Origin of the sequence: Candidatus Corynebacterium faecigallinarum (assembly GCF_052264515.1) — a bacterium.
GTDB lineage: Bacteria > Actinomycetota > Actinomycetes > Mycobacteriales > Mycobacteriaceae > Corynebacterium > Corynebacterium faecigallinarum.
In genome coordinates this window covers 1-484 of the sequence record NZ_JBQQOC010000094.1, presented here as the reverse complement: position 1 = coordinate 484, position 484 = coordinate 1, and the positions used below count along the sequence as shown (strand labels likewise).

The 484-nt window shown below is 60.7% G+C and carries 1 protein-coding gene; it reads left to right on the top strand.

From position 1 onward, the window contains the following. A partial coding sequence (locus tag ACTXPP_RS14200) for an integrase core domain-containing protein (protein WP_443342776.1) occupies positions 1-484 on the top strand: 484 nt, incomplete at both ends.

Below are 484 nucleotides of genomic sequence, written 5' to 3'. Positions count from 1 at the left end.
TCGGGCCAGCGATGCTGCCGCTCGTGCGGGAGCATCACCATCGCGTGGGTATCGCTACTTGCACCATGCCGTCGATGATTACTCGCGGGTGGTGTACTCGGAGATTCTCGATGACGAGCGCAAAGAGACTGCCGCCGGGTTCTGGAACCGAGCCAACGACTTCTTTAGCTCACTTGGGGTCACCGTGCAGGCTGTGATGACCGACAACGGTGCCTGCTACCGCTCACACGCATTCAACAACGCGCTCGGTGAGGCGGTGAGGCACCGGTTCACCCGGGCGTATCGGCCGCAGACCAACGGTAAGGTCGAGCGGTTCAATCGCACGTTGATGAGCGAGTGGGCCTACGCCCGGCCCTATGTCAGTGAGGCCAATCGTGAGGCGGTGTACGAACAGTTCCTGCACTACTACAATCACCATCGAGCCCACACGGCTATCGGAGGTGCGACTCCCTCAGCACGTGTTCACAACCTCACGGGGAACTAC